Here is a 6907-nt window from a genome sequence, read left to right on the forward strand (position 1 = left end):
CTCCGAAAAAATATTAATCAAAATTATATTCTTTAGTAAGTCAATACAGCTTTTCCTTATGCTCAAAAATATACAACCTCGACTGGTCGCCCTCCATGAAGGATAATCCTAAATATCAAGGACCATATATTCGGGGTCAGATTCCTTATTAATGCGACCTTTATACATCAGCTCCGGGATTTTAACACTAACTTTTGTTTTGGCAGGTACTGATTTTGTTAAAAAAACATTACTGCCGATCACCGCACCTTTACCTATAACTGTTTCACCGCCCAAGATGGAAGTACCGGAATATATAGTAACGTCATCCTCAATAGTAGGATGGCGTTTTACCCCCCGTAGTTTCTGCCCCTCACGGGTTGATAACGCCCCCAGCGTAACCCCCTGATAGATTTTAACATTATTGCCGATAGTAGTCGTTTCACCGATAACCACTCCAGTGCCGTGATCTATAAAGAAGTACTTGCCAATGGTAGCGCCAGGGTGAATGTCAATTCCTGTAACGCTGTGGGCATATTCAGTCATAATCCTTGGAATTAAGGGGAGCGAAAGCAACTGCAATTCATGAGCCAACCGATATATACTAACAGCAAAAACCCCTGGGTAAGAATATATTATTTCATTCTTATCTGTTGCAGCGGGATCACCGTTAAAAGCAGCTTGTATATCCAGTTCAATCATACATCTCAGTTCGGGAATTTTGCTTAAAAACAAAAAAATAATTTCATTTACCTTTTCATTGATATTATCTAAAGGACTATTCTTCTCAATGGCCTGATACGTCAAAGCCAAAACCATTTGTTCATGCAGTATCTTATGAACGTTAATCAGCAGATCGCCTATATGGTATTTAATCGTCGTACTAATCAGTTGCCGTTGCCCAAAATATTCCAGAAACAATAGTTCCCGCAAAATAAAGATTACCTTGATAATTAATTCTCGTTTTGGTTGTGAAACAAATTCCAAAGGAATTGCCAGCTGATTTTTTGGGTAGCTTGCTTCAATAGCTTCAACCAGAAAATGGATTTGCTGCTCAGAAATTTTACTCATTATTATCTCCCTATTTATCCAAATCTCCCACTTCTACAAGTGGGGGTGGTATACCTTATTCTGCTTCGGTGGGGGTAGAGTCCCCACCGAAGACTCGATATTCAACTTTAGTTGAACGAGTTTACTTCACATACTTGAATCAATTTCATAAAAAGAATTTTTCATTCAGATCATAGGGGGTTTCCTGGTAGACATGGTAGTTCAACCAGTTGGAAAAAAGTAGGTTGGCATGTCCTCGCCACCGCACAATCGGAGGCTGGTTGGGATCATCGCCGGGAAAATAATTTTTTGGTACGTCAATTTCCAGACCTCTATTTAAATCGCGTTTATATTCACTTTTTAAACTAAGTGGATCATATTCCGAGTGCCCGGTTACAAATATCTGTCTTCCATCCCGGGTGGCTACGATATAAACACCGGCTTCTTTAGACTCAGACAATATTTCCAGTTCAGGGATCTGTTCAATATCATCTCTTTTCACTTCTGTATAGCGAGAATGTGGCACAAAAAACTCATCGTCAAAACCACACAAAAGTTGGACATTTTTTTTGTTTATAGTATGAGGAAAGACACCAAACATCTTTTTGTCCAACGTATATTTTGGTATGCCAAAATGATAGTATAATCCTGCCTGAGCAGCCATGCAGATATAAAAGGTGGAAAATACATGGCTAAGGCTCCAATCCATTATTTCCTGTAATTCTTCCCAAAAATCGATTTCTTCAAAGCCCAGTAACTCTAACGGAGCTCCCGTTATTATCATGCCGTCAAATTTTTCTTCAATAATCTCATTAAAAGTATTGTAAAACTTGAACAGATGCTCTTCCGAAGTATTCTTAGAACTATGGGTTCGAGGATGCAAAAGTATAATATCCACCTGTAAAGCTGAGTTCCCAAGCAAACGCAATATTTGAATTTCCGTAATAATTTTTTCCGGCATTAGATTCAAAATCACGATTTTTAAGGGACGAATATCCTGCCTGTTAGCCCGGTTTTCGTGTATAATAAATATATTTTCATTACTTAATACTTCAGTTGCAGGTAGATCATCGGGTATTTTGATGGGCATTAGATACACCTCGTTGTCTATATTATTCTGCAAATAAATGAAATCCACATACTAAATATATACTATTCCTATAGGTATTGTCAAGATGCCTTCTTTAAACTCCCATTTACACGCAGCAACGCAGGTAGAAATAACCACCAAGTGTTCGGTATGAATGGCTGCTATAAGGAAAATAAGCCGCAAGAGCAACAACCTGCTTAACCGCAGTATGACAACTTAACATCCTTTAGATTACGAAGGGGGACGTGTGCCGAATTGGACACATCCCCCTTTTGTTCCGTTATGATTTTATTCCATGGGCATATTTGGATCTGCTGACCACTCGTAAATAGATGCTTCGTAGTTTCTAACTTTATCAAAGCCAACGGCTCTGAGGGCCAGACTAAAATAGCCTGATCTTATTCCCATAGTTCAGTAAACTACAAAATCGTCTTGAGGACTTACTCCCAAATCCGCCATCATCTTCGCTATTACTTCAGGGGATTTTGGAGTTGCATTTTCATTAAGTATTGATGACCATAAGAGGTGCTTTGCTCCCTGAATATGCCCTCCTCTGGCTTCTCCCGAGTCCTGGCTTCCTTTATATTCCTTATCTGATCTAACATCTATAATTACTGTTTTGCCAAGGTTTGCAGCCACATAAGCCTTGTCTGCTGAGTAGCTTTTATCAAATTCTTTAAGAGTAAGCCCTGCAACTGGAGTGGGCTTTGGTGAGGATTCTTTGTTCATTTCATAGCCCAGTTCTTTCCAATAGGGATTCCCTCCGTATAAAAGCTTAACATTGTCAAGCCCAGCCATTCTGAGTTGCCAGACATTTCTTCCATCAGAACCCGGCCCAGGAAGCACATTTGACGTAAATACCACAAGTGTGTTGTTAGTCACGCCGTATGACTCAAGTTTTTTAGTAAGTTCTTCTTTGTCCAAAGTAGTTCCCCAAAGAGGATCTCCTGGTTTACCGACTATTTTTGAAAGTCCATGAAAGCCGATTCCAATTGCTCCCGGTATATGTCCCTTTTCATAAACATCCGGCTTGCTTGTATCAAACAATATTACAGACTTCTCTCCCAGCTTCTTTTTAAGTTGCTGGGGAGTAATAAATATATCGCCATTTTTGTAGACCGAAAGATCAGCTTCAAGTACAGTTTGACTTGTGTCTGCAGAATTCGGAGGTTTCTGCGACAAGGTTCCACATGCGCTTATTATTAACATTAAAGCTAATAAAAGCGTCCCTATACAGATGAACTTTTTTTTAAGCACTTTTTTTAACCTCCTCGTTCTTATCTTTCCAAAGTTGCTTAATTAGCACAATAAATACGCTAACAGCAAATAATATTAATAACCCAAATACAAACGTCTTAGTAGTACCGGTTAACATACCTCCAATATAGGAATAAACAATAGTTGCCGGCAGTTGTCCAATACCTGTAGCGATAAAGAATGGCCAAAATCCCATAGAGGTTAAACCTGCTGCATAACTTACAATGTCAAAAGAGATAAATGGAAGTAATCGGGCTATTATGATCGCGTATTTTCCATATTGCTTGAAAAATTGATCGACATTTTCCAAAGCTGTACGGGAGGTCAGTTTCTCTACTGCTCCTCTTCCAAAAAACCTTGCAATATAAAAACACAACCCTGCCCCTACCATAGCACTCGACCACGAAAGAATCGCACCGTAAACCCAACCAAACAAACCGGCGTTTGCAAAAGTGATAAGAAAAGCGGGCAATGGTGCTATAACAGATTGAAAAATCATCAGCAGAAAAGACACTATCGGGGCCCAAATACCAAAGCCCAAAATATAACCCCTGACTAAATCTACATCCATATTGCTGAGGATGAAAAAACCTTGGTTGACATTAATTTTAATTACCGGAACAAAAAAATATAATGCCGACACTGCTAACAATACCAGTATTTTCACTATGTAACTACTCAGTAAGCTTTTTACTACACTCACCCTCCTTTTTACCAGTATAAGCATGGGGCTAATAGACCTGTCAGCAGGTCACGCCATTCTCCTTCACATCACCTCTTTTTCAAAACTGTCGAAGTTGGGCCATCGGCAACCCTCCAATTACCTTCCCTCAGGATTGTTTGGCAGCCCTCCACCGAATCACCTTGACGGTTTGTTAGCGAATTCAACACACCATCTCGCTTTCTCTCCTGTTTTTAAATCAGTTTCCTTCTAAATGCTTTAATATGTAATGCCATGACCAAGTTCTAAAACGTATCATTAAATAACTAATACCTTTTGATTATGTATAATTATTATATTATATAAACAAAATTAATGCAATATCCTAGCAGATGCTGTTTTATCATGTTCATCGGTACTTCCTGTCAATAATTGTTTAAGATTCAAAGAAGAAAGCAAATCAATCAGATAAGTTAAGTAATCACATAATTATAATTTAATGAATTATTATCACTCCTTTTGAATAACTTATAGACAAATTACCGAATCAAATGTATATTAGAGGTGGATGGGCTGGAAATGCTTCTCTACCACTCGGGAAATAAGCTTGACCCATAGTCCCGCCTCATACTTGACGATTTCTTGCCTTTGTGCAGTTACAAGTATTTTAAGTGGCAAGGTTTAGAATGCAATGAAGGTTGGCATGAAGATGTGGATTGGAAAGGTCATACACAGATTAAACTGGAAGACTGTAGCCCGGACGATTATTTCAGCCGGGCTACTGGCATGGCTTTTTTTCCTGACAGACTGGAAAGATTTGGCCCAGGTCTGGAGCCGGCTCGAACCGGAATGGATTCTGGCAGCGGTAGCCGCGATTGTTATTTCCATGATTATCAGTGTAAGGAAATGGCAACTGGTGCTGGATGCGCAAAATATCCGCCTGGCATGGAATGAACTCTGGAAGGCTTATTGGGCAGGATTATTTTTTAACAATTTTTTACCTTCCAGTATCGGTGGCGATGGGCTGAGAATTTGGTGGGTCGGTAAAGTTGCCCGGGATAATTCCGGCGCTGCTACCTCGGTTATTGTGGAAAGGATTTTAGCCACGACCGGTTTGGCCTTAACCGGTCTGGTGGCCGCGGCCTTTGTCAACAGGCCGGATAACCGGATTGTAATATCAGCAATTATATTATTCATAAGCTTAATTGTCGTGAGTTTGGGGTTGCTGGGCTTAATCTGTCTGGGGATATTCCCCCGTTGGGCAGAAAACAGGAAGGGTAAAATAACCTCTTTTTTAAGGAAAATGGCAAGACATGGTCAAAAACTCAAACATCAACCGGGCAGATTGGTCAGGGTAGGAATCCTGTCTGTGGCGTTCCAATTGGCGGTAGTATTGGTTAACTACTGTATTTTTCGGGCTCTGGAATTGACTGCTCTAGCCTGGTGGGATCTACTGTATGTAATCCCGGTAATATCTGTAGCAGCGATGTTACCATTGGGAATAAACGGTTATGGGTTAAGGGAAGGTGCCTATGTGGCAATGCTGGGCATGTATCAGGTTCCGGCAAGCACAGCTATCTCAGCATCCTTGTTGTTTGTTTTTCTGGTAAGTCTGTGTAGTCTTTATGGAGGAAGTGCCTGGTTACACTATCGAGTTAAAGGAGAATTAGCCGATGTCAAAGTCCAAAGCAACACAAATAGTTCAGGAAGAGATGAAGTCTGGGAATAACTGTTGTCAGGCCGTACTGGTGGCCGCAAGCAAAATTTGGGATATCTCTCTCGACCCCGATATTTTGGCTGCTGCCGGTCTGTTCGGTGGTGGAATCGGCAGTGGCTGTACCTGTGGTGCCCTCACGGGAATGGTAATGGCCGCTGGGATTATGAATCGATATCATCCTCATCCGGCCGGTTCTAAATTACCTCAGCAGCTCCACGACCAGTTTAAAATGGCATTTGGCGCAACCTGTTGCCGGGTTATCAGAAAAAAGCGCCCCCTCATCCAAAGTATTGGCAATGGGGCCTGCATAGATTTAACCTCTAAAACAGCAGAGATTTTGCTGGCTGAATGGGAGGGATTTCATTAAGCTTCTTTCTTTTCCATAACCTAATCCGAGCTTTTACCTGTTCTATCTTAAGCCATACTATTTTTCATAAGCTTAATATCTTTGATCAAGATTATGCTACTTATCTTCTTTCAATATTAATGCGTGACAGGATGTGCCTGTCACTTTGTTTTTAGCTCAAAAAAATCACGCGAGGTTCCCCTTTTCAAAGCCTGCTCTAAATAAATCGATGTAGACTCTTTTGCCGCTTATTATCCTACTCTCAAATAAAACGAGCTCTGCAACCATGTACTCACCTAATGCCTTATTGCGGACAACAGAAAAATCAATCTTGTCCAGTTTCGGACGAGAGGCCAGGGTTATATGGGGCTTAAACTGTCGTTCATCCAGTTCAAAGCCTTTAGTTTTGAGTTCATGATGGAGTTTATCCCTTAATCGATTCAGTTCAGTTAAACTTCCGCTTACCGCCGTCCATAAGGTATGAGGCCTTTTCAGTGAGGGAAATGCCCCCATTCCTCCAATGATTAAGCCAAACGGTCTGGAGTTGCCGGCTGCTTTCGTCAGGGTTTCTGACAGAACCGAAAGCTTATCGGGTTCTAATTCCCCCAGGAATTCTAAGGTTATATGAAAATTATTCATTGATTTCCAGGACCCCTTAACGCCACGATCTCTTAATTCGGACTGGAATTTAAGTAGCGTCTGTTTGATCTCAGCAGGTAGATCAACCCCAATGAATAATCGCATATACTCCTCTCCCCTTTAATAACAATAAAATTACCAACGTCTGGAGCTGCCGCCGCCACCGCC

7 protein-coding genes are annotated in these 6907 nt (G+C 40.8%); 2 read left to right on the forward strand and 5 right to left on the reverse strand.

Going from position 1 to position 6907, the window contains the following annotated elements; genetic code table 11:
- Positions 1 to 108: 108 nt before the first annotated feature.
- The 4 genes from AC6I5A_RS14995 to AC6I5A_RS15010 form a co-directional block, all read right to left on the reverse strand.
- Positions 109 to 1050, reverse strand: a complete 942-nt coding sequence (locus tag AC6I5A_RS14995; RefSeq protein ID WP_034617866.1) for a serine O-acetyltransferase — start codon at positions 1048 to 1050, stop codon at positions 109 to 111.
- 145 nt (positions 1051 to 1195) lie between these two features.
- On the reverse strand, positions 1196 to 2119 hold the full coding sequence (gene metA, locus AC6I5A_RS15000; protein WP_034617869.1) for a homoserine O-acetyltransferase MetA: 924 nt from the start codon (positions 2117 to 2119) through the stop codon (positions 1196 to 1198).
- A 411-nt stretch (positions 2120 to 2530) separates the two neighbouring features.
- Positions 2531 to 3376, reverse strand: coding sequence for a sulfurtransferase (locus AC6I5A_RS15005; protein WP_034617872.1), 846 nt, complete (start codon positions 3374 to 3376; stop codon positions 2531 to 2533).
- A complete protein-coding gene (locus tag AC6I5A_RS15010) occupies positions 3369 to 4103 on the reverse strand; it encodes a TVP38/TMEM64 family protein (protein ID WP_034617874.1) in 735 nt (244 codons plus the stop codon). The genes AC6I5A_RS15005 and AC6I5A_RS15010 overlap by 8 nt, the downstream gene beginning before the upstream one ends.
- A gap of 643 nt (positions 4104 to 4746) precedes the next feature.
- Here AC6I5A_RS15010 and AC6I5A_RS15015 point away from each other — a divergent pair.
- Together AC6I5A_RS15015 and AC6I5A_RS15020 are read left to right on the forward strand one after the other, a co-directional pair.
- The gene (locus AC6I5A_RS15015) at positions 4747 to 5766 is read left to right on the forward strand and encodes a lysylphosphatidylglycerol synthase transmembrane domain-containing protein (RefSeq protein WP_497900815.1); all 1020 of its coding nucleotides are present in this window, start codon (positions 4747 to 4749) and stop codon (positions 5764 to 5766) included.
- Positions 5711 to 6121 carry a C-GCAxxG-C-C family protein gene (locus AC6I5A_RS15020; protein ID WP_497900816.1) on the forward strand — a complete coding sequence of 137 codons (411 nt, stop codon included), beginning with the start codon at positions 5711 to 5713 and terminating at the stop codon, positions 6119 to 6121. Before AC6I5A_RS15015 ends, AC6I5A_RS15020 begins: the two co-directional genes overlap by 56 nt.
- Positions 6122 to 6286: 165 nt before the next feature.
- Here the strand turns inward: AC6I5A_RS15020 and thpR are convergent, their stop codons facing one another.
- Positions 6287 to 6844: an RNA 2',3'-cyclic phosphodiesterase gene (thpR, locus tag AC6I5A_RS15025; RefSeq protein ID WP_034617880.1), complete on the reverse strand. Its 558-nt coding sequence runs from the start codon at positions 6842 to 6844 to the stop codon at positions 6287 to 6289.
- Between the last annotated feature and the right edge of the window lie 63 nt (positions 6845 to 6907).

It is taken from the genome of Desulfosporosinus sp. Tol-M2, assembly GCF_059735615.1.